The sequence below is a fragment of the Streptomyces sp. NPDC050732 genome (genome assembly GCF_040654255.1).
In the GTDB taxonomy this organism is placed as follows: Bacteria; Actinomycetota; Actinomycetes; order Streptomycetales; family Streptomycetaceae; genus Streptomyces.
On record NZ_JBFAHP010000030.1, the window covers coordinates 71,464 to 97,752 of the forward strand.

The 26,289-nt window shown below is 70.3% G+C and carries 23 protein-coding genes; 10 read left to right on the forward strand and 13 right to left on the reverse strand.

The features are described 5' to 3' along the window. Window positions 1-58 precede the first annotated feature (58 nt). Complete coding sequence (locus AB0H82_RS25730; RefSeq protein ID WP_362996574.1) at window positions 59-1,357, reverse strand: lipase family protein; 1,299 nt, start codon at window positions 1,355-1,357, stop codon at window positions 59-61. Between the two features lie 137 nt (window positions 1,358-1,494). Then, entirely contained in the window at window positions 1,495-2,613 is a 1,119-nt protein-coding gene (locus tag AB0H82_RS25735) for an AraC family transcriptional regulator (RefSeq protein ID WP_362996576.1), read from the reverse strand. Between the two features lie 93 nt (window positions 2,614-2,706). Here AB0H82_RS25735 and AB0H82_RS25740 point away from each other — a divergent pair, with 93 nt between their 5' ends. Next, window positions 2,707-4,602, forward strand: a complete 1,896-nt coding sequence (locus AB0H82_RS25740; protein ID WP_362996578.1) for an AMP-dependent synthetase/ligase — start codon at window positions 2,707-2,709, stop codon at window positions 4,600-4,602. Window positions 4,603-4,783: 181 nt separating this feature from the next. Here AB0H82_RS25740 and AB0H82_RS25745 read toward each other — a convergent pair whose 3' ends face one another. Beyond that, window positions 4,784-5,098: an AzlD domain-containing protein gene (locus tag AB0H82_RS25745; RefSeq protein ID WP_362996580.1), complete on the reverse strand. Its 315-nt coding sequence runs from the start codon at window positions 5,096-5,098 to the stop codon at window positions 4,784-4,786. Then, window positions 5,095-5,874: an AzlC family ABC transporter permease gene (locus tag AB0H82_RS25750; RefSeq protein ID WP_362996582.1), complete on the reverse strand. Its 780-nt coding sequence runs from the start codon at window positions 5,872-5,874 to the stop codon at window positions 5,095-5,097. Before AB0H82_RS25750 ends, AB0H82_RS25745 begins: the two co-directional genes overlap by 4 nt. A 214-nt stretch (window positions 5,875-6,088) precedes the next feature. Here AB0H82_RS25750 and AB0H82_RS25755 point away from each other — a divergent pair, with 214 nt between their 5' ends. Further along, window positions 6,089-6,649 (forward strand): XRE family transcriptional regulator, encoded by a 561-nt coding sequence (locus tag AB0H82_RS25755; RefSeq protein WP_362996584.1) that lies wholly within the window; start codon window positions 6,089-6,091, stop codon window positions 6,647-6,649. Between the two features lie 203 nt (window positions 6,650-6,852). Here AB0H82_RS25755 and AB0H82_RS25760 read toward each other — a convergent pair whose 3' ends face one another. After that, window positions 6,853-7,056: a cold-shock protein gene (locus AB0H82_RS25760; RefSeq protein ID WP_018528239.1), complete on the reverse strand. Its 204-nt coding sequence runs from the start codon at window positions 7,054-7,056 to the stop codon at window positions 6,853-6,855. 365 nt (window positions 7,057-7,421) lie between these two features. Between AB0H82_RS25760 and AB0H82_RS25765 the strand changes: the two genes are divergently transcribed. Then, window positions 7,422-8,258 (forward strand): menaquinone biosynthesis protein, encoded by an 837-nt coding sequence (locus AB0H82_RS25765; RefSeq protein ID WP_362996652.1) that lies wholly within the window; start codon window positions 7,422-7,424, stop codon window positions 8,256-8,258. A gap of 1,325 nt (window positions 8,259-9,583) precedes the next feature. Then, entirely contained in the window at window positions 9,584-11,314 is a 1,731-nt protein-coding gene (locus AB0H82_RS25770; RefSeq protein ID WP_362996586.1) for a serine/threonine-protein kinase, read from the forward strand. 87 nt (window positions 11,315-11,401) lie between these two features. Here AB0H82_RS25770 and AB0H82_RS25775 read toward each other — a convergent pair whose 3' ends face one another. Continuing rightward, the gene (locus tag AB0H82_RS25775) at window positions 11,402-12,061 is read right to left on the reverse strand and encodes a hypothetical protein (protein WP_362996588.1); all 660 of its coding nucleotides are present in this window, start codon (window positions 12,059-12,061) and stop codon (window positions 11,402-11,404) included. A 13-nt stretch (window positions 12,062-12,074) separates the two neighbouring features. After that, the gene (locus tag AB0H82_RS25780; RefSeq protein ID WP_362996590.1) at window positions 12,075-16,829 is read right to left on the reverse strand and encodes an FtsK/SpoIIIE domain-containing protein; all 4,755 of its coding nucleotides are present in this window, start codon (window positions 16,827-16,829) and stop codon (window positions 12,075-12,077) included. A gap of 268 nt (window positions 16,830-17,097) precedes the next feature. Between AB0H82_RS25780 and AB0H82_RS25785 the strand changes: the two genes are divergently transcribed. Then, the gene (locus AB0H82_RS25785; RefSeq protein ID WP_362996592.1) at window positions 17,098-17,397 is read left to right on the forward strand and encodes a WXG100 family type VII secretion target; all 300 of its coding nucleotides are present in this window, start codon (window positions 17,098-17,100) and stop codon (window positions 17,395-17,397) included. An 84-nt stretch (window positions 17,398-17,481) separates the two neighbouring features. Here the strand turns inward: AB0H82_RS25785 and AB0H82_RS25790 are convergent, their stop codons facing one another. Beyond that, a complete protein-coding gene (locus tag AB0H82_RS25790; RefSeq protein ID WP_362996594.1) occupies window positions 17,482-18,174 on the reverse strand; it encodes a hypothetical protein in 693 nt (230 codons plus the stop codon). 148 nt (window positions 18,175-18,322) lie between these two features. Between AB0H82_RS25790 and AB0H82_RS25795 the strand changes: the two genes are divergently transcribed. The 4 genes from AB0H82_RS25795 to AB0H82_RS25810 are packed head-to-tail and all read left to right on the forward strand — an operon-like array spanning window position 18,323 to window position 21,160. Further along, on the forward strand, window positions 18,323-18,634 hold the full coding sequence (locus AB0H82_RS25795) for a type VII secretion target (protein ID WP_362996596.1): 312 nt from the start codon (window positions 18,323-18,325) through the stop codon (window positions 18,632-18,634). Then, complete coding sequence (locus tag AB0H82_RS25800) at window positions 18,631-19,875, forward strand: putative T7SS-secreted protein (RefSeq protein ID WP_362996598.1); 1,245 nt, start codon at window positions 18,631-18,633, stop codon at window positions 19,873-19,875. The genes AB0H82_RS25795 and AB0H82_RS25800 overlap by 4 nt, the downstream gene beginning before the upstream one ends. A 41-nt stretch (window positions 19,876-19,916) precedes the next feature. Continuing rightward, on the forward strand, window positions 19,917-20,585 hold the full coding sequence (locus AB0H82_RS25805; RefSeq protein WP_362996600.1) for a hypothetical protein: 669 nt from the start codon (window positions 19,917-19,919) through the stop codon (window positions 20,583-20,585). Next, window positions 20,582-21,160: a hypothetical protein gene (locus AB0H82_RS25810; protein ID WP_362996602.1), complete on the forward strand. Its 579-nt coding sequence runs from the start codon at window positions 20,582-20,584 to the stop codon at window positions 21,158-21,160. The genes AB0H82_RS25805 and AB0H82_RS25810 overlap by 4 nt, the downstream gene beginning before the upstream one ends. A 37-nt stretch (window positions 21,161-21,197) precedes the next feature. On the opposite strand, the gene AB0H82_RS25815 is transcribed toward AB0H82_RS25810, so the two are convergent. The 4 genes from AB0H82_RS25815 to AB0H82_RS25830 all read right to left on the reverse strand — a co-directional run bounded on the left by AB0H82_RS25815 (window position 21,198) and on the right by AB0H82_RS25830 (window position 24,621). Then, window positions 21,198-21,776 (reverse strand): hypothetical protein, encoded by a 579-nt coding sequence (locus tag AB0H82_RS25815; RefSeq protein ID WP_362996604.1) that lies wholly within the window; start codon window positions 21,774-21,776, stop codon window positions 21,198-21,200. A 302-nt stretch (window positions 21,777-22,078) separates the two neighbouring features. Beyond that, a complete protein-coding gene (locus AB0H82_RS25820; RefSeq protein WP_362996606.1) occupies window positions 22,079-23,122 on the reverse strand; it encodes a hypothetical protein in 1,044 nt (347 codons plus the stop codon). Continuing rightward, a complete protein-coding gene (locus AB0H82_RS25825; RefSeq protein ID WP_362996608.1) occupies window positions 23,110-23,772 on the reverse strand; it encodes a hypothetical protein in 663 nt (220 codons plus the stop codon). Before AB0H82_RS25825 ends, AB0H82_RS25820 begins: the two co-directional genes overlap by 13 nt. Window positions 23,773-23,940: 168 nt before the next feature. Then, entirely contained in the window at window positions 23,941-24,621 is a 681-nt protein-coding gene (locus tag AB0H82_RS25830) for a hypothetical protein (RefSeq protein ID WP_362996610.1), read from the reverse strand. Between the two features lie 314 nt (window positions 24,622-24,935). Between AB0H82_RS25830 and AB0H82_RS25835 the strand changes: the two genes are divergently transcribed. Continuing rightward, a complete protein-coding gene (locus AB0H82_RS25835; RefSeq protein ID WP_362996612.1) occupies window positions 24,936-25,457 on the forward strand; it encodes a hypothetical protein in 522 nt (173 codons plus the stop codon). 47 nt (window positions 25,458-25,504) lie between these two features. Here the strand turns inward: AB0H82_RS25835 and AB0H82_RS25840 are convergent, their stop codons facing one another. Next, window positions 25,505-26,260 carry a hypothetical protein gene (locus tag AB0H82_RS25840; protein ID WP_362996614.1) on the reverse strand — a complete coding sequence of 252 codons (756 nt, stop codon included), beginning with the start codon at window positions 26,258-26,260 and terminating at the stop codon, window positions 25,505-25,507. Window positions 26,261-26,289: the final 29 nt, after the last annotated feature.

Here is a 26,289-nt window from a genome sequence, read left to right on the forward strand (position 1 = left end):
ACTGGTTTTCACTGACGGCCCGCGGGGCCCGCGGGCCGCCTCAAGTGCCGTACTCCGCTCAGCAGTTGTCCCGCGCCTGCTTCCCCGCGAACCGGTCCGCCAGCCACGCGGCCGCGAGCGGCGACTGCGTGATCACACCGGTGACGTGCTCGCCGACCGGCACCTTGTGCCACTCCACGTTCGCGCCGCGCGCGCACCACTCCTCGCGGACCTCCTTGCCGACGCTGTACGGGATGAGCTCGTCGCCGACCGCGTGGTACTGGTACACGGGCGCGTCCGGCCTCACCGTGCCGACCCGCGACTCGTTCAGGCGCTGCCGCCAGTCGGGCTGGTCGAGGGGGTTCTTCGTGGTCACCGACGAGATCGGCTTGAACGAGCCGAGCACCGCGGCGTCCGCGACGCAGGCGTTCCGCAGGGCCGCGAAGAGCTTTTCGCCCTTCGGGTTGAGGTAGGAGGCGAGGTTCAGCTCGGGGAACGCCGCGTTCTGGCCGATCGCCGCCAGGAAGATCAGGCCCGAGCCGTACAAGCCGTCGTTGAATTTCGCCACCTTCAGCAGGTCGCCGGGAATGCCGCCGGTCACCGTGCCCTTGACGTCGAGGTCGGGGGCGTACGAGCCGCGCAGTTCGGCCGCCCACGACGAGGCCTGGCCACCCTGCGAGTAGCCCATGATGCCGACGGGCGTGTCCTTGCCGAGGCCCGCGCCGGGGAGCCGGATCGCGGCGCGGGCGGCGTCCAGCACGGCGTGGCCCTCGGCCCGGCCCACCGTGTACGTGTGGTCGCCCGGGGTGCCGAGGCCCTCGTAGTCGGTGACGACCACCGCCCAGCCGCGCAGAGTGAGCTGCTGGATGAGGTTGGCCTCCAGGGTCGTGCCCTTGGGGAAGCCCGCGCTGGGCGCGCAGTGGTCGCCGACACCGACGGTCCCGACGGCGTACGTGATCAGGGGGCGGGGCCCCTCGCGGCCGTCCTGGGGCACGATGACCGTGCCGGAGACGATGTTCGGCCCGCCCTTGGCCGTGGTCGAGCGGTAGTGGATCTTCCAGGCCCTGGTCTTGGTGGGCTGGCCCGGCAGCGGGTGGAAGCTGCTCGGCTCGGAGCGCACGATGTCACCGGGGGAGCCGGGCGCGCCGGACGCGCCGAGCAGTCCGAGGGGGCCGGAGGGGCCGAGGGGTCCGGCGGGGCCCAGCGGGCCGGAGGAGCTGAGAGGGGCGGCGGAGCTGAGAGGGCCGGCGGAGCCGAGGGGGCCCGTCGATCCCGGGTGTCCGGACTCCTCTGCGTGCGCGGCGGTGAGCGGGGTGACGGCCGACAGACCGAGCGCGGCCACGACGGCCCACGCTCTGACGCTGGTACGTGTGTGCATGCGGCTCTCCCAACTGTCCTCAGGGGCGGAGGGGTGTTCTGGCAACGACCGTAATGACCGGCGAGTAATCCATGGATGACCCGGACGCTCACCTTCGTTGACTTCGGCTCACAGGCATCCGGTCGGCCGCTTCGACGCTACGGTCGCCCCTCGGGGCTGGGGCTGGGGCTGGGGCCGAGGCCGAGGCGGGGGCCGGGGCCGGGGCTGAGGCTAGGGCCGGAGCCGAGGCCGGAACCGGGGCCCGGGGCGCAGGTCCGTACCGTCTCCGTCCGGTACGCCCCGGGAGTCGTCCCCGTCCACCGGCGGAACGCCCGGTGGAAGGCCGTGTCCTCGGAGAAGCCGAGCCGCGCCGCGAGCTCCGCGATCGGCTCCCGCCCCTCCACCAGACCGGCGATCGCCGCGTCCCGCCGCACCGCGTCCTTCAGCTGCTGGTACGACGTGGACTCCTCGGCCAGGCGGCGGCGCAGCGTCGCCGGGCTCACCGCGAGCCGCGCCGCGATCTCGCCGAGCGACGGCAGCCGCGGCGACGTGCGCAGGGCGCGGGCGAGGACGCGGCGCACCTGCTCGGCGACCGTCGTGCCGTACTCGCGCCGGGAGAGCAGCTCGAAGGGCGCCCGGCGCAGCATCTCGTCCAGCGCCGCCTCGTCCCTGATCAGCGGCGCGTCCAGCCAGTGCGGGTCGAAGCCGGCACCGGTGCGCGCGGCGCCGAACCGCACGGCACAGCCGAAGAGCAGCCCGTACTCGTCCTTGTGCGGGGGCGGCGGGTGCCCGAACTCGGCCCAGCGCAGCGGGATGCGGCGGCCGATCAGCCAGCTGCACAGGCGGTGCCAGATGATGACGAGGCACTCGGCGAGGAAGTAGTCCTGTTCGAGGTCGTCGCGGACGCCGAACACCGCCTCGTCGGCGCGGCGTTCGAGGACGAGGTCGGGGCCGCCGGGGAACAGGCCGTAGAAGGCGACGCCGCGCCGCACGGCGGAGCCGAGGTCGCCGCAGCCCAGCGACGCCCGGCACATCATCGCGAACGTGCCGGGCCTGCTGACGGCGGAGCCGAGGCCGAGGAACTCGTCCTGCGTAACGCGGTACAGCTCCCGGAAGAGCCGGACGAACTGGGGCGCGGTGACCCGGGCCCGGTCGTCACCGAGGAGGAGCGGCGGGATCTGCGCCCCCCGCAGCAGCGGCACGGTGTCCACGCCGCGCCGCTCGGCGCCGCGCAGCACGGCCCGTACATGGTGCACGGTGATCGTCCGCCTGGCCATGTCACGACGTTAGTGACGGCTGAGCGCACCGGCCAGTGCTGCTGACGTTTCGCGTCATCCCGGGAGCCGGGCGCGGTCCCTAGCGTCGTACGCATGCAGCAGACGCGGAAGGACAAGGGCCAGGACGAGGACAGAGGCCAGGACCAGGGCCAGGGCCCACTGAAGTCGTCCGAACTGCCCGCCACCCTGGCGCTCCTGGCGGAGTGGGCGGCGGAGCGGCACGGGGAGCCGGCGGGGGAGTCGCCGCGGGTGTCGCCGGGGGTGTCGCCGGGGGAACTGCCCGCCCTGCGCTTCCGGCGCGACGGGGCGTGGACCGAGATGTCGTACGGGGAACTGCGGGACGCCGCCCGGCGGGTGGGCCGGGGCCTGCTCGCGCTCGGCGTCCGCCCGGACGACCGCGTGGCGGTCCTCGCCGAGACCCGCCCCGAGTGGACCTGCACCCACTTCGGCGTGCTCGCGGCGGGCGCCGTCGTGGTCCCGGTCTATCCGACGGCGGGGGACGACGAGGTCGCCTGGGTCGTGGGGGACTCGGGCGCGACGGTGGTGATCTGCGAGGACGAGGCGCAGGCGGCGAAGATCGAGCGGCTGCGGGAGCGGGGGAGGCTGCCGGGTGTGCGGCACGTGCCCCTCATGACGGACGACCCCGCCGAACTGGCCCCGCTGGACGCCCTCTTGCTGCGCGCGGAGGGCCGCCGGGGCGACGACCTGGCCACCATCATCTACACCTCCGGCACGACAGGACCGCCCAAGGGCTGTCTGCTCACGCACGGCAACCTGCTCGCCGTGCAGACCGCCGCCGTGCCGCTCGTCGACGGCGGCCCCGGCGACACGACGTACCTCTACCTTCCGCTCGCCCATCTCCTCGCCCAGCTCATCGAGTTCACGACCCTCATCGGGGGCGGCACGCTCACCTTCTTCGGCGGACGCATCGAGGACGTGGTCTCCGAGCTGGCCGAGGCACGCCCCACCCATCTGCCGTCCGTGCCCCGGCTGTTCGAGAAGGTGCGGTCCGTGGTGCTGTCGCTCGCCGAGGCGCAGGAGGGCGGGCGCGAACGGTTCGAGGAGGCCGTCCGCATCGGGGTCCTCGCCGCCGACGGCGAACTGCCCGCCGAGCTACGGGAGGCGTACGAAGCGGCCGACAAGTCCCTCTACAGCCTGGTCCGGCAGGCGCTCGGCGGCCGCGTCCGGTGGGCGCTGACCGGCGGCGCGCCCATCGCGCCCGACACCGTCGACTTCCTGCGGGCCTGCGGCATCGCGGTCTACGAGGGGTACGGGATGACGGAGTCGGCGGGCGTCCTCACCCTCAACCACCCGGGCGCGGTGCGGTACGGCACGGTCGGCCGCGCCGTGGACGGCGTCGAGCTGCGCATCGCGGACGACGGGGAGGTGCTCGCGCGGGGCGCCATGGTCTTCCTCGGCTACCACAACAACCCGCAGGCCACGCGGGAAGTCATCGACGAGGAGGGGTGGCTGCACACCGGGGACCTGGGCGCCCTCGACGAGGACGGGTTCCTCACGATCACGGGCCGCAAGAAGGACCTCATCATCACCTCGGGCGGCAAGAACCTCACCCCGTCACTGACCGAACTGGCCCTCCAGACCACCCGCTTCGTCTCCCGGGCCGTCATGGTCGGCGACCACCGCCCCTACCCGGTCGCGCTCATCACGCTGGACGAGGAGGAGATCACGGCGTGGGCCGACCGCGAGGGCGTGCGTCTGACGGTCCCCCCGTCCCGCGACCCACGCGTCCGCGAGCTGATCCAGAAAGCGGTGGACGCCACCAACGCCACGGCTTCCCGCCCCGCCCGCATCCGGGCGTTCGCCCTCCTCGACGAGGACTTCACCGTGGAGACCGGCCTCCTCACCCCAAGCCTGAAGGTCCGCAGAAAGGCGGTGACGGAGCGGTACGCGGGGGTGGTGGAGGGGTTGTACGAGCAGGGGGGCGGCGTCGCGGAGCGGGGTGCTGTCCCGGAGCCGGGGGCGCCGTAGCCGGGCGCCGGCCCGGGGCCGGGGCCGGGGGCGCCGTAGTCGCGGCGTTCCTGCCCGAGGGGGTGGCCCGCCGTGCCGACGCCGCGTGCTGTGCGCGGGTGTGCGGGTCCGGAGGCCCGGCCCTGGTGAACCCCCACCGCTGTCGCCGCCGTACGGGCCACGCCCACCCGGGGCGGGCGGGTTACTGGACCCCCGCCAGGCGCAGCAGTGCCGTCGTCGCCGCCGCGGCTACCACGACCACGGCGAACGGTGCCCTGCGCCAGGCCAGGACGCCGCCCAGCAGGACGCCCGCGGGTCTCGCCCACCCCGCGAAGTCATGGCCCTCGGTGAGGGCGCCGGTGGCGAGCAGGGCGACCAGGAGGACCGTGGCGGCGACCGCCAGCAACTCCTGCGCGCGAGCCGGGAGTTCCACACGGCCGTGCAGGACGGGACCGGCCAGGCGGAAGACGTACGTGCCCGCGGCGAGGGCGAGGACACAGGCGAGTGTGGCGTTCATGAGGTGCTCCTCGAAGAGGCGGGGCGGGGGCGGCGCGCCGCGAGCAGGCCGAGCAGGGCGAGCAGCACCGGAACCCCCGCGGGCAGTAGCGGCGCCGCGACGACCGCGATGACGGCACCCGCCGCCGCGGCCCGCCGCGCCCGGCGGTCACTCCGCAGCGCGGGCAGCACCAGCGCGAGCAGCACCGCGGGAAACGCGGCGTCGAGGCCGAACCGGTCCGTGTCGCCGAGCGCGGACCCGGCGAGGGCGCCCGCCAGCACGCTGAGGTTCCAGGCGACGAACAGGCCGACACCGGATATCCAGAAGGCGGCCCTGCGCTGCTCGCGCCCCCGCTGGGCCAGCACGAACGCCGCGGTCTCGTCCGTGACGAGGTGCGCGCCGATCAGCCGCGCCGCCCAGGACCGGCCGAGGTCGTCGGCGAGCGCCAGACTGAACGCCGCCGTACGGGAGTTGAGCAGCAGCCCGGTCGCCGCCGCGGCCACCGGGCCGCCGCCCGCCGTGAGGATGCCGACCGCGCTGAACTGGGCGGAGCCCGCGTACACGAGCAGCGACATGAGCACCGGCACCCACACGGGAAGCCCGCCGCCGACGGCGATGGCGCCGAAGGAGACGCCGACGACGGCGTCGGCGAGCCAGACGAGCGCGATGTCGCGCAGGACGCCGGGCGGGAGGTCGGACACCCGGACGAGGCCCTGGGGTGGTTCCGCGGATTCCGCGGATATCGATATGTCGCCCGTTCGGTCCGACGGGTCATCTGTTCGGTGTGGCGAACGCATACGTCGTAGGATGGTGGGAGTGAGCCGCGTTCGTCAAGGCGAACGAATGGTCCGCTGCACCGAACGGCCGGGGTGGGTCGGGGCGGTCGGGGCGGTCGGGCCAGGAAGGCGCCGGAGGAGTGCCGCGAGAGCGCCGCGAGGGCGCCGGAAGAGCGCCCGTAGAGTACCGGGGGAGCGCCAGGAGAGGACCAGGAGAGGACCAGGAGCAACTGTGATGACCGACGGGCCCCGCATGCCGCGCGAGTGGGTCGCCGCCGCCCTGCGCCGGGAGCGCACGAGGGCCGGCCTCTCCCTCTCCGAGCTGGCCAAACGCGCCGGCATCGCGAAGTCCACGCTCTCCCAGCTGGAGGCGGCCACGGGCAACCCCGGCATCGAGACGCTCTGGTCGCTGGCCGTCGCGCTGGGCGTGCCGTTCAGCGTGCTCGTGGAGTCGCCCGCGCCCGCCGTGACGGTGATCCGCGCGGGCGAGGGCCCGACCATGCACGCCGAGAACTCGTCCTACGCGGGCACACTGCTCTCCGCCGGGCCGACCGGCGTGCGGCGCGACATCTACCACGGCGCCCTGGAGCCGGGCGCCGCCCGTGAGTCCGACCCGCACATCCCGGGGTCGGTGGAGCACCTCGTCATCAGCACGGGGCGGCTGCTCGCGGGCCCGTGCGGCGAGGCGGTGGAGCTGGCTCCGGGCGACTACATGTCGTACCGCGGGGACGTCGCGCACTCCTACGAGGCGCTGGAACCCGGCACCACCTTCGTGATGATCATGCAGCACACCTAGACGCCCCGTGCGGGGGCCGGGACGAAGAAGCCGCCAGGAAAGGCACCGGGAAGGCGCCGGGAAGGTGGCCGGGAAGGCGCCGGAAAAGGCAGGAGCCCCGCTTCCCCCGCTCGCGCGGAGGAGCAGGGCTCCTTGGGTACTGCATCCATGTCCGGATCAAGTCACCGGAGGAATCACACACCTCACTCGCGTGAGGCGTCCGATTACTGGGGGGTGACGTTCTCCGCCTGCGGACCCTTCGGGCCCTGCGTCACGTCGAAGGAAACGGCCTGGTTCTCCTCAAGGGAGCGGAAGCCGTTCGCGTTGATCGCGGAGTAGTGGACGAAGACGTCCGGGCCGCCGCCTTCCTGGGCGATGAAGCCAAAGCCCTTTTCAGCGTTGAACCACTTCACGGTTCCGGTAGCCATAAGCCCTCCTTGGGCCAAAGGGTTGCCCTGCTCCAGAACCAGCGATTGTTTAAACAACTGCATAAGTCTGAAAACGACGAGAGCCTGCGGGTTACATGCTCCGCAGGCTCTGTACTGCAAGGGAAACCAAACTGCAACTTGCGGCGAGCTTAGCACGCAGACCCGGGAATGCAATAGGGGGCAAGATCACGTCACCCGGATGTTTGAAGGGGCTCCCGACGGGGTTGACGGAAGGGTTGCGAGGGGCGCGTCGGGCCCCGGCGCCCGAACCCTCCCGCACGAGGGCTAGCCTCGCCGATGTGGACAATTCTCCCCTGAACGCCTTCGCGGGGGCAGGCGCCGAACAGACGCACGACTCCCGTCGCATTCCCCGGCCCCGCGTCGGGCACATCCAGTTCCTGAACTGCCTGCCCCTGTACTGGGGGCTCGCCCGGACCGGAACGCTCCTCGACTTCGAGCTCACCAAGGACACCCCGGAGAAGCTCAGCGAGCAGCTGGTCAGGGGCGAGCTCGACATCGCGCCCGTGACGCTCGTCGAGTTCCTGAAGAACGCCGACGACCTGATCGCCTTCCCCGACCTCGCGGTCGGCTGCGACGGTCCTGTCATGTCGTGCGTGATCGTCTCGCAGGTGCCGCTGGACCGGCTGGACGGCGCCCGGGTGGCGCTCGGCTCCACCTCTCGCACCTCTGTGCGACTCGCGCAGCTGCTGCTCGCCGAGCGGTACGGGGTGCGGCCCGACTACTACACGTGCCCGCCCGACCTGGGGCTGATGATGCGGGAGGCGGACGCCGCCGTCCTCATCGGCGACGCGGCGCTGCGCGCGAACCTCATCGACGGGCCGCGGCTCGGCCTGGACGTGTACGACCTCGGGCAGCTGTGGAAGGAGTGGACGGGCCTCCCCTTCGTCTTCGCCGTCTGGGCCGCCCGACGCGACTACGCGGCGCGCGAACCGGACGTCGTACGCGCCGTCCACAAGGCCTTCCTCGCCTCCCGCGACCTCTCCCTTGAGGAGGTCGGAAAGGTCGCCGAGCAGGCCGCGCGCTGGGAGTCCTTCGACGCGGAGATCCTGGAGCGGTACTTCACGACGCTCGACTTCCGCTTCGGCACCGAGCAACTGAAGGGCGTCACCGAGTTCGCCCACCGGGTCGGCCCGACGACGGGCTTCCCCGCGGACGTGCATGTGGAGCTCTTGAAGCCGTAGCGACGGGGGTCGGTGCCGCCCGCCCGGAGCCGGGGCTCGCCGGGGCGGCCGCATGCCCGGGTCGGCCGCATGCCCGGGGCTGGCGCTTGGCCGGGACCGGCGCATGTCCAGGGCCGGCGCTTGCCCGGGACGGCCGCCCGTACGGGGGCGGCGCTTGCCCGGGACAGCCGCGCGTCCGGGACCGCCGCTCGCCGGCGCCCGCCGCTCGTCCGGGTCGGCGCACGTCTGGAACGGCCGCACATCCGGGCCCGCCGGTCGTCGGGACCGGTGCTCGCCCGGGGCGGCCGCTCGCGCAGGGGTGCCGGACGTTCGGGCCGGCTTGCCTGGGGTTGGCGTTTGCCCGGGACGGCCGCCCGTCCGGCCCCGCCGCCCGTCCGGGCCGGGCGCCTGCCCAGGACCGCCGCCCGCGTGTGCCCGGCCGAGCCGGAGGTGGCCGGCCGAGACCGGTGTTTACCCGGGACGGCTGCTCGCCCGGGGCAGCCGCTGGCCCGGGGGCGCCGCACGTCCGGGACCGCTTGCCTGGGGTTGGCGCGTGCCCGGGTCGGCGCACGTCCGGGCCCGCCGATCGTCGGGACCGGTGCTCGCCCAGGACCGCTGCTTGTCCGGGCCCGCCGGCCGTCCGGGCCGGGCGCATGCCCCGGACCGCCGCCCGCGCGTGCCCGGCCGAGCCGGAGGTGGCCGGCCGAGACCGGTGCTTGCCCGGGACGGCCGCACGTCCGGGCCCGCCATCCGTCGGGGCCGGTGCTTGCCCGGGCCGGCTGGCCGTCCGGGCCGGGCGTACGCCCGGGACCGGCCCGCTCGTGCCCGGCTGAGGCGGAGGTGGCCGGCCGAGACCGGTGCTTGCCCGGGACGGCCGCACGTCCGGGCCCGCCATCCGTCGGGGTCCCCGGCCGTCCGGGGCCGCCGTCCGCTCAGGACCGCCGCCCGCGCCTGCGCGGCCGAGCCGGAGGCGGCCGGCTCAGGGGTGGTCCGGCGGCGGGTCGGGTTCTCTGCGGGAATTCGCTTCGGCGATATCAGGACGTCGCCCGGCATCTGCCCGACATCCATGTGCCCTTTCCGTGCCGCCACGGAATATCGCCGCCGCCGTATAACCCCTCAACCGGTAACCCCTCATCCGGCAATTGCCGGGATAGCCGTTGCCGACGGGCGGCGCGGGGAGGGGTGGGGCTTGGATGGGCATACCCGTACCTTGCCGGTGAATCCGGACTTCTGGTGCGGAGAGGGGAATGCGGGCGGTGCGTTCCCGCGCCCGCTTCCGCACTACGCTGATCCGAAGTGCTGAAGTGCGACGTGTCCGGACAGCACGCCTGGGGGAGGCCACGGTCATGCATCCGCTCGAAGCCGGCGAACCCGCCACGATCGGGCCCTACCGGCTGCTCGGCCGGCTCGGCTCGGGCGGTATGGGCCGCGTCTATCTGGGGCGCAGCGCGGGCGGCCGCACCGTCGCGGTCAAGGTCGTACACCCGCACTTCGCGCTCGACGAGGAGTTCCGCGCCCGCTTCCGCCGCGAGGTCGACGCGGCCCGCCGGGTCGGCGGCGACTGGACGGCGCCCGTCCTGGACGCGGACCCGGACGCGTCGGTGCCGTGGGTCGCGACGGGGTACGCGGCGGGTCCGTCGCTGACGGAGGCGGTGCGGGAGGGCGGGCCGCTCCCCGAGCACTCCGTACGGGTCCTGGGGGCCGGCCTCGCCGAGGCCTTGGCGCACGTGCACGCCCTGGGGCTCGTCCACCGCGACGTGAAGCCGTCGAACGTCCTGCTGACGCTCGACGGGCCGCGCCTGATCGACTTCGGCATCGCGCGCGCCACCGACGGTACGGCGTCGCTCACCTCCACCGGCGTCTCCATCGGCTCGCCCGGCTACATGTCGCCCGAGCAGATCCTCGGCAAGGGCGTCACGGGTGCGGCGGACGTCTTCTCGCTCGGCGCGGTCCTGGTGTACGGGGCGACGGGGGAGTCACCCTTCCCGGGTGACTCGTCGGCCGCGCTGCTGTACAAGGTCGTCCACGAGGAGCCCGAACTGGGCGCGCTCACCGGCGACTTGCGGGAGCTCGCCGCCGCCTGCCTGGCCAAGGAGGCGGCCGCCCGGCCCGCCCCGGAGGAGCTCGCCCGCCGCCTCGCCCCCGCGGGCGCGGCGGCGCTGGTGGCGGCTGGCTGGCTGCCCGGCCCTGTCGTGGAGCGTGTGAGCAGGAGCGCGGTGCGGCTGCTGGACCTGGACACGGGGGCAGGCGCGGAGGCGGGAGCGGGGGCGGGGGCGGGTGTCGCCGCGGGTGCGGCGTCGGTGGACGCTTCCTCCGGCCCCGTCCCGTTCAACACCCCTTCCGTGGAGGGCACCTTCGGCCCGCCCGACCCGTCGTACGCCTCGTCCGCAGCCCCCGCAGGCCCTGCGGCCCCCGTAAGCCCCGCGACCCCCACGCATCCCCCACACGCCGACCGCGCGCCGGAACCCCGCCCCGAGCCCCCGCCCGGCAAGTTCTCCGTCTCCGTGGCCGCGACCTCCGTACCGGAGGGGCCGAACGGACGCGGCCGCAAGGTGAGTTGTACGGTCGCGCTCGCCGTGGCCGGAGCGCTGGCCGCCGTCACGGTCGGCTCGGTGTTCGTCTTCGAGATGCTGCCGAAGGGCGAGGACGAGTCGGGAGGCGGGGGACCGCAGCCTCCGGCGGCGACCGCCCCACCCGGCACGCCCAGCGACTCCGCGGGCTCCGGGAAGGTCCCCGAGGCCTACCTCGGCAAGTGGCGCGGCCGGGCCGACGCGAGCGGCGGCACGATCCCTCTCGGCACGTTCACGGTCACCCTGCGCCAGGCGAAGCCGGGCGAACGCCTCGGCACGGTCCTCCAACGCGACCCGATCGGCAACACCTGCACGGACGTCCTGACCCTCAAGTCGGTCACGCCCGAGCGGCTCGTGGCGACGGGCAAGGGCGCGGAGGGCAACGGCGGCCAGTGCTCGCAGACGTCCCACACGGTCCAGCTGCGCCCCGACGGCAAGAAGCTCGTGTACACGTCGGACGACCCGGGCGCGGGTGATCCGAAGGCGCGGCTGTCCCGGGTGAAGTGAGCCGGGCCCTGCGGCGTAGCGGTAGGGAGCCGGTAGCCGAGTCCGGTGCTCAGCAGAGTGGCGGCGATCCCGGGCGCCCGAAGAAGCTCATGTACACGTCGGACGACCCGGGCGCGGGGGATCCGAAGGCGCGGCTGTCCCGGGTGAAGTGAGCCGGGCCCTGCGGCGTGCGGCGTAGCGGTACGCGAGCCAGCAGCCGAGACCGGCGCTCAGCAGGGCGGCGGCGATCCCGGGTGCCCACAGGTAGGGGTACTGCTCGTGGATCCAGCAGGGTTGGCCGTGGTCGTAGCACTCCGGGCCGCGGCGGCGGCGCTTGGGCCGGCTCGCGCCGAAGCAGAGCAGCAGGAGCAGGCACGACAGCGCCACGCCGGGCAGCGCGGCGAGTGCCAGGGCGAGCGAACGGGCCTTCTCCTTGCGCCAGTTCGCTCGCATCAGCGGGGCGATGATCCCGGCCGCGGCGGGCGGGGCGAGCAAACCGATGGTGATCGCGAAGCCGTAGCCTCCGCCGGGCCAGGCGGGTGCCACCTCCCCCCACAGCGTCGCGCCCCAGGCCATGTCGGCCAGGGCGAACAGCACGATGACGACGGTCACCGTGAGGAACAGCAGCGAGCCGAAGAGCCAGTCGCCCCGCTCACGCCCCTCGGACCGCTGCCCCGCCCGGGGCGACCTCCGCGCCCCCGCCACGTGCTCGTACCGCAGCGCGGGCCCCGACGCCCGCCGCCGGGCCTTCTTCGCCGAACCACCCACGAGTGCCCCCGGGCTACAACGGCGTGGTCAGCGTGGCGAGTTCGCCGTTGCCGAGGTGCAGCATGCCCTTGCCGGGCGCCACCGGGCCGCCGACCACGCTGCGCGAGATCCTGAGCCCGATCAGGTCGCCGCTCGAACTGTCCTGCGGCGACAGCAGGATGCCGCGGCGGCCCTTCTTCGCGTCGACCTGCCAGCCCGAGAAGCCGCTGCACACGTCCTCCTCGTCACCGGCGAGGACCAGGGCGAGGCCCAGGTCGGCGCCGCGCTGGATGATCCGCTTGAACTGGCTCGCGGCGTCCGCGTCCTCCAGGATCTCGGCGTCGTCGATCAGTACGACGACCGGCTCGTCCGGTGACGCGTCCGCCTCGTCGATGAGCTCCTCGAACTCGTCCTCGTCGATGTCGTCGCCGGTGAACACCTTCAACACGCCCTCGGAGCCTTCCAGTTCACGCAGCGGTGACTGGCGCGGGGCGGCGACGACGAGACGTACACCCTGCGCGCGGAAGGAACGCGCCATGTTCATCAGGACCGTCGAGCGCCCCGACTTGGCCGGGCCCGCGATGACGAACGCCGGCACGCCCTGCGCCAGGTCGGGCCCGTACCCCATGACCTCGTCGCCGCCGATGCCCACCAGCGCCCACAGCTTCGAGCGCGAGGCGTCCGGGTCGCGGAGCTCCCACGCCTCCTCGAAGGTGATGCGGCTCGGCAGGGTGTCGACGCGGAACGGGCGGCGGTGGCGCGGCACGTCGGCGTCGCGGGCCGCGGCCCGCTCGCCGATGGCGGCGATCGCCGCCGCCTGCCCCTGACCCGTGGAGTCCTCGGAGAGCAGCGCGAACTGCGTCTCCGTACCGCTCTCGTTCCGGAAGGCGCGGCCCGGCGCGATCTCCTCGGGGACCTTGCGGGCCGGGATGCCGAGCATCGAGAAGTCGGAGCGGTCCGCGAGGCGCAGACCGTACTTGTCCTCGGTGAGGGAGGAGATGCGGCCCACCAGGATCTGCCGGTCGCCCGTCATCACCATGTGGATGCCGACGCTCGCGCCCTCCCGCATGATCGTCGTGATCTCGTCGGTGAGCGAGCCGTGGTCGATCTCGCCGAGCGTGGGCAGCCAGCCCTCCCACCGGTCGAGCAGTACGACGAGGTGCGGCAGGCGCTCGTCCTCGGCGGCGTCGGCCCGCTGCTCGCCGATGTCCGCGTACCCCTTGTCGGCCAACAGGTCCTGGCGCCGGGTGAGTTCGCCCTTGAGCCGGTTGATGAGGCGGACCACGCGCTCGGTCTGGTTGCGGCCGACGACGGCGCCGCAGTGCGGCAGCCGCGTCAGCGCGTTGAGCGCGCCGTTGCCGCAGTCGATGCCGTACAGGTGGACGTCGGCGCAGGAGTGCGTGCGCGCGAGGGAGCCCGCGATCGTACGGAGCACCTGCGAGCGGCCGGAGCGCGGGGCGCCGCCGATCATCAGGTGGCCGAAGCTCGCGAAGTCCACGACGACCGGGCGGCGCGCCTGGTCGGCGGGCAGGTCCTCGACGCCGTACGGGGCGGGCGTGAGCGCCCCGGGTGCCGTGCGCGGCGCGGGCGCGGGGATCTCGTCGAGCAGCACGGTCTCGCCGAGCGCGGGCAGCCACGGGCTGTGCTGGGCGGGGATGCCCATGACCCGGTTGGCCTCGATGATCTCGTCGACAAGGACCTTCAGGTCGGTGATCTCCTCCTCCTCGCGGGCCTGCGCCTTCGGCTTCACCAGCGAGGCGCGGCCGAGCGCCGACCAGTCCAGGGCGTCGACCCAGGGCGCGAGCAGCGTCGGGTCGGCGGCGCCGGGCCTGCGGCCACCGACGCGCCCCGACTGGAAGGGCACGAGTGAGGCGTGCCCGAGGCGGACGTAGGCGCGGCCGGGTGTGTTCTTGCTGATGTGCCCGGCCTCGGGGGAGTCGATGACGTCGGTGGACTCGCCGCCGTCCGTCACGCGCAGCGCGATGCGTAGGTTGGTGTTGGCGCGGATCTCGGGGGACACGACACCGGAGGGCCGCTGGGTGGCGAGGAGCAGGTGAATGCCGAGCGAACGACCGCGCTGGGCGATGTTCACGAGCCCCGTCACGAAGTCCGGCAGGTCGCGCACCATCGACGCGAACTCGTCGATGACGATGAGGAGCCGGGGCACGGGCGCGTGCGACGGGTCGCGCCGCACGAGGTCCTGGTAGTCCTCGATGTCCTTGGCGTCGGCGTCGGCGAGGATGTGCTCGCGCCGCTTCAGCTCGGCGCCGAGGGACTCCAGGGCCCTCTCCACGAGATGTGCGTCGAGGTCGGTGACCATGCCGACGGTGTGCGGCAGCTTCACACAGTCCTTGAACGCGGACCCGCCCTTGTAGTCGACGAGGACGAAGGTCATGTTCTCGGGCGTATTGGCCACGGCGAGTGCGGCCACGATGGTCTGCAGCAGCTCCGACTTACCGGAACCGGTCGTACCGGCGATGAGACCGTGCGGCCCGTCCTTGCGCATGTCGATGCCGAACGGACCGTCGTACGACTCACCGATGACGGCCATCGTCGACTGCCCGCCCGCCTGCCACCTGGCGGTGATCGCACCGGACGTCGGCGGCTCCAGCTGCAGCACGTCGAGCAGCCGGCTGGACCCGGGAAGCGCCGAGTCCTCGGTCTCGCCGCTGATGTCGCGCAGCGGCGAGATGGACCGCGCCAGACGCAGACACCAGGCGGGCGTCACGAAGTCGGGCCGTACGTCCTTGAGCCGCTCGGCGCCGGACATCTCGACGCGCAGCCGCAGCTCACGCGGGGCGTTGGCCTGCTGCGGGTCGGGCGCTGCGGTGTGCCAGGCCTGGAAGGAGGGGAAACCGCCGGGGGCGTGCGGGGGCGGGGCGGGCGCGTTCACGGGACGCTGATGGGCCTGGCCGTAGGCGCTCGGGTCCGGCTCCGGGTCCGGCTTCGGCTCGGCGACCACGAAGGCCTGGCACTCGCCGGGCAGGAACCGTTCCTCGGTGTCGAGGCAGAGCGCGTACATGTGCGCGGCGGGGCCCTCGCGCAGCAGCCGCACGACACCCGGCAGCGACCGCAGCCGCCGCGACCCGTCCCACACCACGACGATGTCCGGATCGGCGAAGTTCGCGCCCTGACCCTTGTTCTCCTCCATGGCCTTCACGCGCGCGTCGAGGATCTGGGTCAGCTCACCTATGCGGGCGCCGACGGTCTCGGCGTCCGTCCCGATGAGTACGTTGATGTCCTGACCGCCCGAAGGACGGGCGTGCGGCAGCCACCGCACCCAGTCCCAGCTCTCCTTCGACGTGGCCTCGGTCAGCACGTAGAACTGCACGTCCATCGGGCTGTGCAGCGTCGCGGTCTGCGCGACCGCCCAGCGGCCGAGAGCGGTCGCGGAGTCGTCGGGCCCCGCGATGCCGATCACGCCGAGCCCCTTCAGCGGCAGGGCGACGGGCGCGTCCTCGATGTGCCAGGTCACCTGCCGCCGGTGCTCGTCCTTCTCCGGGTCGTCGAGGACGACCTCGGAGGGCAGCCGCCCGGTCCCGAAGCGCATGAGGAGGTGATCGGCGTCGGTGCGCCGCCGCTCCCACAGCCGGGTACGGGGGCCGGTGCTCAGCGCGAGGACGGCGGCCGGGTCGGGAACGGCGTTGCGCCGGTCGAGCCGCTCGGCGACGAGGGCGTCCTGGGCGTCCTTCTCGATCCGCGCCTTGGTCTCCTTGTACTCCTTGACCTGCTTCGCATGGGACTTGCGCCCGTGCTTCTTGTCCATGAAGTAGTTGCCGAAGAGCATGATGGGGCTCAGCCCCGCCATGATCAGGTAGTACCAGCGATTGAAGATCATCGCCGCGACGACGGCACCGACCAGCGGAAACAGCGCCATCAACCAGGGCAGCGGCCGCGCCTCGAACTCCCGGGGCGGGCTGGGCAGCCGGAAGGTGGTCTGCCGCTCGGGCGGACGCAGCCGCGGGGGCCGGTTGTAGTCGAGCCCGGCACCGTCCTCGGACCACTTGAGGGCGGCGTTCGGAGGCGTGTACCGGACGAGTTCGAGGAGTGTATTGCCCACGGCGATCTGCGCGCCCAGAGGCCAGGCGACGGTATCGAGCCGCCCTTTCGCCCGCGCCTTCGCCCGCGCCTCCCGGCGCTCCTTCCACTCCTTGCGCGCCTGCTTCTCGCGCTTCTCCCGCGCCTTCCTGTCCTTCCTGGACTCCCCCTCGGGCGGGGTGGCCCCGGCCGGCTCGGGCTCCTCCTTCTCCACGCCGAAGGGCTCCCCGTCGAGAGTGACGCCCTCCTTGTCCTTCTCCTCCCCGTGCAGGGTGACGTGGCAGGTCCCGTCGGTTGCAACTGACAACGTGAGAGCGCGCGCGGGCATCTCCGGGTCGTCCACCCGGACATACGAGGCAGGCCCGCTCCCGATGTCGTACCGCCCGATCCCGAGCCGGTGCACGGCGCCGGCGGCGGCCCCGCTCGCGACGCGCAGCTCGACGAGCCCGGACGGCTCACCCGGCAGACACCCGGCGGGATCGTCGAGGCTCACGATGGCGCCCTCGCGCAGCGGCGAGGTGACGACGGTGGCGGTGGGATCGACGGCGTACCCGTCGACGTAGATCATCGGAGCGCCGCCGCCGGGGGCCTGCTGCCCCTGCCCGAACGGAATGATCTGCGCACCGCTGTGGCCGACCTGCCGGGCCAGTTCCACCGCGATGTCCCGCACGGTGGACTCGGGATCGGCGTCGAGAACCACGTCGGCGGAGCCCCCGCCGAACGGATCGACGACGGTCAGAGTCAGGCGCACGATCGTCCTCCCCGGAGCTGAACAATGCGCCTGACGATATCCGCTCCCCCCTTCCCACAGGCAACGGCCTGCATGCAGCCACACCCCGGCCCCATACCGGAACCGCGCCCACCACTTCGCACTCGCTCATAGCAGAGCTGTGACTCAACCGGGCTGCGTTCCCAGCAACCTCACCCGTAAGCTGCTGCCGCACAAGCGGAAGATCGCACCATCCGCACAGAGGAGCCACGGGGGTTGGCCCTGCGGCCAGTTGATAGGAGAGAGCCTCATGGCCAAGGACCTTGATGTCACATATCAGGACATGCGTGACGCGGCGAAGCACGTCGTCAAGGAGAAGGACAAGCTCAACGAGAAGCTGGACGGCCTGAAGAAGTACATCAAGAACCTCGTCGAGACGGGCTTCGTCACGAAGAGCGCCTCGAAGGCGTTCGACGAGAACTTCGACGAGTTCGTCGAGGGCGCGAAGAAGACCCTTGAGGGCCTGGACGGCATGGGCGACTACCTGACGAACGCCGCCGACAAGTACGAGCAGATCGATGATGAGCTGGGGCGGGCTGCGCGGAAGTAGCGGCGCGCTTCACGGCTACGGGGAGCGGGGTGTCGGAGCTTGGCTCCGACGCCCCCTGCCCGTGTGCCGAGCGTGCCCAGCTTGTCAGTTGTCGGTCCTGAGCTGCCGGATCGCGTGCATGTGCAGTTCGCTGCGAAACTCCTCCGTCGTGAGCCGGATCCAGGACCCGTCACGGAACTTCAGCAGCAGCAACTGGGATCGGAACTCGCCGTGGAACGGGTCGACGAGTTGGGCGGTGCTGTCGGTCCCGGAGGTGCTGTCGGTCCCTGCGGGCAGACGGGCGACGATCTCCATGTGCTTCTCCCGGCCCACCGAAACGCGCCGGGGCGGGGCCGCCAGGACGATCTCGTTCTCCGTTGCGACGACGAAACGCTGATGGTGAGAGGAATGGCTGTACCAGCGCAGCAGGAACTGCCCTGCCTCGCCGCTCCAGTTGCCGTCGAAGACGCGGTCGAGTCCCTGCTTGTCGACGAGTATCTTGAGCCGCGCCTCGTCCTCGCGCGCTCGCCGATTCTCGTCTCCGTTGTTCTCGAACAACACCTCGCGGAGACGGTCCAGCAGGGACAGCAGCGTGACGAACGGCAGGAGGGGCACGGCCAGCGCGGTGCCGAGCATGCCCAACGGAGGCATGGCCGCCGGGCGCAGCGGCGGCTCACCGGCTGCCCGGAGCACCTCGGCCGGCGGATCGGGGATCTTGCCGATCGTGCACCATCCCGCTGCCTCGGCCCGGATGCCGAGGCGGTCGGTGATCATGCGCTGGTTGCCCCTGGATGTCACGTCAAGACTCTCCTCGTCGGCACGGAACAGACTTGCTGCAATCGAGAGGGTATCGGGTGGCGGATGGCACCCGGGAGGAAGAAATCGGCTGGCGCGACCGCCGTTGTCAGGCGCTCGGCCCGCCTCAGTCGGAAGGGGGGTGGTCCTCATGGGGGACCACACAAAAGCGGATCTCGCCGCTATAAAGAAGTGTTCGCGGGACCTGGGAAAGATTCACAGCGAGTTCGAGCGGAACGGTAATCCCGCTGACGAGTATGGGCATGCGGTAGGTCATGGCGGCCTGAAAGATGCCTTCTCGGAATTCGGGGACACCTGGAAGAAGACGCGGAAGAAACTCATGAAGGAACTTGAGCAGTTGGCCGAGTTCACTTCTACGGCCGCCAAGACGTACGACGAGATCGATCACGCGTTGGCCGAGGCGATACGGGGTGCCAAGGCGCAGAGCAAGGGGAAGAAATGAGCAGGACGGACAGTGACTGGCCGCCGCTGTGGCATGACGACCCGACTCCGGGCGATCCGGAGGAAGTGGCCGAACTCGGCCGCAGGCTCCGCAAGATGGCCGACATGATCGATGAACAGTCCCGGGTCATCAAGGCCCTCTCCTCGGTGGAGGGCTGGGACAGTGAAGCCGGCAGGGGCTTCCACGAGATGGCGGGCGGTACCGCGGACAAGCTCAAGAAGGCGTACGAGCGGTACGACGAGGCTGCCAAGGCCATCGGGGAGGAAGTCCGCGAGGGAAGCTCGGACGAGTTCGCCAGCGAGATGCGCAGGGCGCAGAAGAAGGCGGACAAGGCGCTGAGAGACTACCGCGAGGCCAAGGCGGACCACGACATCGCCGAACGCGAGGTCAAGAAGTTCACCGACAAGTACCCCATGAACAACATTCCCGAGAAGGACAGAGACGAGTACAACCGCTGGGTCGAGAAGGAAGCCGATTCCCTCTCCCGCATCGGTGGCGCCCGGAAGCTGGTGAGCGAAGCCCGCGAGATCTACGACGACGCGGGAGACAAGGCCGCCAAGCACATCAAGAACGTGGTGCACCATGATGCAGTGCGTGACCCCGGCGGGTTCATGAATCTTCTCGCGGACTGGGCGGACGCACTGTCGAACATATCGGCCGTTCTATCTGTTCTGGCCGTCATCTGTGCGTTCGTGCCGCCGCTGCAGTTCCTGGTTCCTCTCTTCACGGCCCTCGCCGTACTGGCCAGCGCCGGCGCGCTTGCGGGCCATGCGTACGACATGACGGCACGCGGAGGGAAGCTCGACTGGATGAAGTTGGGTACCGACGTACTGGGAGTGATGCCTGGACTGGGTGCGCTGCAGGGATTCAAAGCACTCAAAGGCCTGAAGGGCCTGTCAAAAATCAAGGGCTTGGGATCCTTCAGCGGAGGCGCCGCCGCCAGTGGTGTAGCGCACAAGTTCATGAACGGCCTCGGCGTCACCATCGTCAACGGTACCCGCGCGCGCTTCGGGAAAGACGCCATCGAAGGCTTGAAGATCACATCGGTTATCAAGGGGGCTGGCCTCGCGAGCGCCCTGAATCGGATGATGAATGGGGAGAACGGCGGGACGACCGGATACCAGGAGCCAAAGCCGCCCCGGTCCACACCCACACCCACACCCACTCCTGCGCCCTCTCCTCAACCTTCACCCACACCCAGTGCTTCGCCGAAGCCGTTCAACGCGGCCCTGGCGGCTTAGGTCATGTTCGGCAGCATGCCGACCGAGAGTAGGTTCCGCAGTTGACTACCGACACCATCGAAGACAGCCGACGCAGCCTCACAGGAAGCGACGGCATAGAAGTTCGCTGGGTCATGCCCGAAGGGTTCCTTGAGCTGCCCTTTGAGGCGGACGATCTGGACGAACTCATCCACAAGCTACTGGAGTTGGCGCGGCGCGCGCTGCCGGGTGGTAGCGAGGAAGTTCAGCAGGAGTGGGCTGCCATGTGTGGGGCGCACTATGACGAGTTCGTTGAGGCGGGAATTCAGTACGCCGGCTTCGTCGTGACGGAGGTCGATGGTGTCCGCTGTACTGCCACGGTGAACGTCAGCCTCCTGGATCTGGATGAACAAGCCGGGGCCAAGCCGGCGGGTTTCATCGCGACCACGCTGCGGCACTTGGAGATCGGGCAGGTAGATGAGGTGCAGTTGCCTTGTGGCCCGGCAGTGACCTGCATCGGCACCCGGCAGGCCGACGTGGACGGCAGCCTCACGGAGTCGGGGAAGGACGAAGCCATCTGGACGTCGTTCATCCAGGTCCAGATTCCGCTGAGCAACCAGACCGTGCTGGTGCTTGAGATGGGAACACCGACCGCCGAAGGATGGGACACCTTCTCTGCCATGTTCGCCGGTGTCGTGAAGAGTGTCCGATTCTTCGACGAGCAGGGATCGCCCCTGGTGATGCCGGGGTGAACGGATCTCCGAATGCGGCAGCCTCGCCGCGCGCCGCGGCGCCCAAGGACTACCGATTGCTGGTCCCCCGCGAGTGGTTTCGCATCGATCTCACGCAGGATCGCTGGCGCGGCCAGCTCAAGACTTTCGTGGACTGTCAGGCTCAGGGGCGAAGCGTCTCCCCGGACCTCGCACGGAACGTATGGACGACCCTGCGCAATACCGCTGAGGCCGGCCTGGCGCGTGGAGCCATGGAGTTCTTCCTCCTGACGACTTCACAGAGCGGCGGCCTGCCCGCCTCACTGTTGGTGTCCCTGGTGCCGTTGGGAGAGACGTCCGCCGACCCACGGAAGTACGCGACGTGGCTCGAAGCGAGAGAGCCCGAAGGAAGCGAGGGGCGGCAGGTGTCCGTGGTGGAACTCGCTGCGGGCACCGCTGTGCGCACGCTGGGCGCCACAAGTATGGACATCCATGTCTACATGCCGGGCGGCGTCGGTTACTTGGTGCTCTCGTTCTCGGCTCCCCTCACAGGGATGTCCGGCCCCATGGAGCAGCTGTGCGACGCCATGGCCGGCTCGCTGCGCTGGGTGATGTGACAGGGCCCTTCCTGCACGGAGCAGCTGTCAGTAGTCCTCAGAACCTGTTCTTCTCCGGAAGGTCGAGCTCGGCGGCATCGGAATGGAAATTCGCGGCGAAGGGGTACGGGCCGTAGTGCGGGTAGAAGGTCGGTACGTCGCCGCCGTTCTCGGCTGCGATGTGCGCGATCTTCCGGTACGCGGCTGCCCTGGCCCGGACTTTCTGGCGGGGGCGATTACTCCATTGCCGGATCGCCTTGATGACGAAGAACGCGAGGGTGCACGCGACGACGACTCCGGCCCCGATATAGAAGAGGGACTGGTTTCTGGAGGACTCCCAGTACTGGACGTAGGCGCCCCAGTAGACGAAGAGTCCGAAGAGGATCAATGCTGTGGGGACTCCTGCTTTCACTCCGGAGCTGCGCAGTTGTACGTCGTCAATATGGCGAAGGCGAAGCATCTTCAGGACCGCGTCGTCGTCGAAGAAGTCAAACTGCAGCCTGCGCCCCTCGGCTTCGGCTGCCTCTCGGGCCGCTGGTACAGCAGCGATGACATCACCGGGAATCATCTTCCTGATGGTGCCCGCGTGTGCCCTGTATTCCCAGGGGCCGAGTTCACGATCTTCGCCGTTCGACATGTGAGAGGTGGTCCTTTCTAGGGGAGGCGCCGATACCTCCGCAGGCCGTCGGTGGACGCTGCGGTTGCGCCCGGCGCGGTAGCAACCGGCAACCGACGTTATCGGGGCGGCCGCCGGTTTCACCAGAGCGGGCTTCTCCCGCAGGAGGCTGCGAGGAGTGGCGCGTTCAGAGCCCGTCTCGGGGGGTCATGGTGCGCGACTCACCTTCTCCACCCCGAGGGAAGGTGGTGCTGGCGCCAAAGGTGGTGGAACTCTTCGACGCGGTGGCCGACCGGGGGTGGGCGATTACCCAGGCCAGTCCGTCACCGGTTGATGGACTGCACTTCCTCCACGGTGATGTTCTGGGTGGTGCCGAAGCTGCCGTCAGGGAGCCTGCCGCCGGGCACTCCTGTTCCCTTCCAGGTGACTTCCCACGTGATGGTCGCCTTGAGGTCGTACGACCCGTTGCCGGAGGAGCGCAGGTACTTGATGCCGCAAGGCGGAGTCTGGTCACTCTTGCCGCGAGCCCACGGTTCGCCGATCGATCCGTCCTCGTTGATCCCGCATTCGCCGGAGGACGGGAAGGTTTCGGCGTCCGCTGTCCCCGGCTCCAGTTTCAGAGCGACGGGCCTGGCCGTGGTCGTGGCTTCTATGTTGATGCCCTGGGCATTCAACGCGGCGGTCACTGAGACTTTCTTGAACTTCGCTTTGTCGAGCCAGGCCCAGGTGGGGAGATTGACCTTGGTCTTGTCCTCGGGGGCCAGGGTGACATGGGTGTCGGGCAGTTTGATCTTGTTGTATGCGAGTCCGGCGAGGATCTCCGGGTCGACAGCGTTCGGGTCATTGACCGGCTCGCCGTTCTTGACCCAGAAAGGTTCCTTGTCGCACTTCTGGGCGGCGTCTTCCATCCAGCGATCAGGGTCCCGCTGGGCGACCCACCAACTGCCTTCGCCCGCCTTGTCCTTGTTGTAGTTCTTGTACTTTCCATCCTTGTAGGTGTTTCGGAATTCGTACACCGACTTTCTGGCGTACGGCGGCTGCTTGGGGTCATCGGCGACCATGTGATAGCCGCGCTCGGTGTCTTTCGCGAACTGGTCTGCGGAATAGGGCTCGTACCAGCAGGCGGGTGGCGTCCAATCGCCCACAGGCGCCATGCTTCCTGGCGCGTCGGAAGAGCCGGCCATGGCGCCTTTGAAGGTGATGCGAGAGGAGAGAGACTGATTCTCCTGCTTGCTTTCCTGCTGTACCTCGCCATTTGATCCGCCTGGCTTTCCCCACTCCGCCATCGCTACGCTTGGCGTGAGTACGCAAACCCCTGTCAGCGCCCCGACCATGAGCCAGTTTCTGCATGCGGTTACGGCGTGCACGTTGCGTCTCCCCGCTTCGATTCCAGCCTCGTCGTCTGCCAGACACCCTGCTCATTCTTGTCCAAGCGGGTGCTGTAGGTCACATAGGACTGGTCAGACGCAGGGGTTTTGGTGACCTTCTTCGTCTTGCGATTCTTGTTGAACGCTTTGCTTTCGTCGGAGCAGTAGACAACAGCGGCCGAGCCCTTGTCGAGCATCGAAACCTTGGGCGCGAAATAGCGCACATTGCCGGAGAAGGTCGATCCCGAGTCGACGATCGACTTGACCCACCGAGCGCTGCCGACGAGGGCCTGACCGTCTTGGTAGAAGCCCAGCGCGGGCTCGTTGGCATCGCCCTGGGTAACTGCGTATGTGACGGCGGTCTGGGCTCGGCCGGCGTCGGCCAGCACTGCGTCCTTCAGTGAGTCGCCCGTCTTCCATCCGACGAACGTCTCCGTCACGTCCTGTGGGAGCTTCATGTCGGGCCGAGTGGCCTCAGTGCCTGTACTCGGCGCGGGCGACGCTGACTTGTCCTTCTTCGATCCCTGGTCGGCCCCTGCGATTCTGTCTTCGGCCTTGGGCTTGTCGTCGTCCCCGCTGCCGCAGGCCGTCAGAAGCAAGGCTGCGGTCGCGGCGAGCGCGGCGGTGACGGGCATGGTGCGGCGTTTCACGGTCGGCTCCTGATGGGGCGAGGATGTCTCCAACGGGCTGACGCTATCCGTGGGGTTGGAGGTTTCACCAGAGTAGATAGCAGGGCAAGCCGGCCCATTTTGGCGGACTGTCATCGTGCTGTGACGCGAAGCCGGGGGGGCAGACGGCAGGTCGGCACAGGGGCAGAGTCATTGGCACTTCTTCGCCTTCGTCTCGACGAACACCTTGGACGCCTGCCAGTGACCCCTGCCCGTGGGGTACTTCACCATGGCGATCTTGTAGAAGCCGAAATCCTTGGCGCTGGCTTTGGTTTTCAGGATCTTCCCCGTCTTGATTTCCTTGCCATAGAACTTCCCGGTGTCCGCACAGAAAGCGACCTCCACGGAGTTGCCGTTGGGGCCGGTCCGTGTGGTGGCCTGGTAGTGGCGTCGTGTCCCGGTCGCGGTCCAGCCACCCTTGATCCACTCATTGATCTGCACCTCGGCGTAGTGCAGTCCTTCGCCGGTTCCGTAGGCGGTCACGGCGTCGTCCTTGGCCGACCGCTTGTCGACGCCCCGGTAAATAGCGCGCATGAAGTTTGCGGCGTCACTCATCGCCGCCGCCTCGTTCTCGTCCTTCGGCTTGTCCCAGTCGAAGACCAGGTTCATGCTCTCCGGCAGTGAGACGTCCACCCCGTCCGACTGGTCGGCGGCCGGAGCACCTGATGGGTCCGCGGACTTCTTCGGTTTAGCCGAGCCCTCGTCGGCTCCGGCGGTCTTGTCCTTGTCCTTCGAGCCACCGTCACCGTCGCCCCCGCTGCCGCATGCTGTCAGGAGCAGGGCAGCGGTCGCGGCGAGCGCGGTGGTGACGGGCATGGTGCGGCGTTTCACGGTCGGCTCCCGGTGGGGCGAGGGGCATTCCCAACGGGGTGAAGTTACCCAGGAGACCTCCGGTTTTCCAGGGGCGTTATCCAGGCAAGTCGCTCTATTTCATGGGAACGTCATTGTGTTGCGACGCAAAGACGAGGCGCTTTGGCAGACTCAAAGGGGCGGGTGCTGCTGGGAACCTTGAGACGCCGCCGGGATTCGCTGCTGCTATCAGGGTGGGGGTGCCGAGCCCTCCCTTCGCCACGGTTCTTGACCGGGTCGGACCCGTAGATGTCTCCCCGTTCTCGCTGTCCTGCCACGCTTCTTAAAGTGATGGCATGTACATCTCACCCCGCGCCCTAGGCGGCAGTCGCCGGCACCGTCTCGCCGTCGGCACGATGCTCTTCCTGTTGACGCTGATGCTCGGGACGGGGCTGACCTTCGGCGCGTTCGGCGACGGCGTCGGGTGGGTGATGCGGGTGGGACTCGGGGCCGGGGCGGTGTCTGTCTGGACGGTGGCCTGGTGGTGTGTGCGGTACTGGTACGCGGCGTACTGCGAGGGCCGCCGCGAGGAGCCGGTCCCCGAGCCCGGCTTCTGGCCGTGGTTGCTGCCCTGGGCCGTGATGGTGACGTCGTTCGCCGTCACCGGCATCCGCGATCTGTACGCCGGCGACAGCCAGGGCTGGTTCTCGATCGGCGTCGCCGGGCTCTTCGGAATGCCCGCGGTCGGCGGGCTGATCGGCCTGCTGTACGGCCTGGTGAGCGATGCGCGGTCCGGGCGGCGGCGTACGGCTGCTCCCGCGAGGGGGACCGCGGAGGAGGTCGAGCGGCCGCGGAGGGACTGGGGGTCGATTGGTTGAGTGGGGGGAGCGGGAGGGGAGGCTGGCGAGAAGCGGAGTGCGCGTCCCTACCTCAGCTTCGCGCTCTGCGCGTCCACGACTGCCTTGCCGATTTTCGCGTTGCCGGGCCGTGCCTGGGTGAAGGCCATGCCGTCGACCGCGTAGTAGACCGCGAGGATGTCGCCGTGGCGGGCCGCCTGGGCGCGCATGGTGTGGGTGACGCCCTCGTGCTTCGTCGTGACCCTGAAGGCGACCGACTCGTCGGCACCGCTCGGTGTGGCGGCGGGTTCGGGGGTGACGGAGGAGTACGAGCCCGTGTTGCCGTCCGCCTTGGCCGTGAGGCCCGCACCGCAGGAGCGGATCGCCTTGGAGAGGCCGGCCAGGGTGGTCTTCGCCTCGCCGTTCGAGTAGGCGGCGAGCGTGATGTACGTGTAGTCGCCGGGGCCCTTCGCTCCCGTGGCGAGGCGGACCAGGTCGGCCTTCGGGGGGCCGAGGGGAAGTTGGTTCGTCGCGTAGGCGATCGGGGCGCAGACGGCCTTGTCGACCTTGACCTGGCCCTGGGACGTGGCGAACGCGTACTCGGCGTCGGGCTTCTTGACCGTGAAACCCTTGGCGTCGCTCTTGGCGAGGGCGGCGCGGTTGAGCTCGGCGGTGGGGTCCGCGGGCTTCTCCGAGGCACCCTTCGCCTTGTCGGCGGAACCGTTCGAGGCATCAGAGGAATCCGAGGCGGAAGAACCGGAGCCAGAGTCTCCGCACCCGCTGAGGGCCGTGACGGACAAGAGGGCGAGAGCGGTTGCGGCGAGGGCAGTTCGGGTCCGCTTCATGGGGGGCTTAGGCTCCTGTCAGTGGCGGG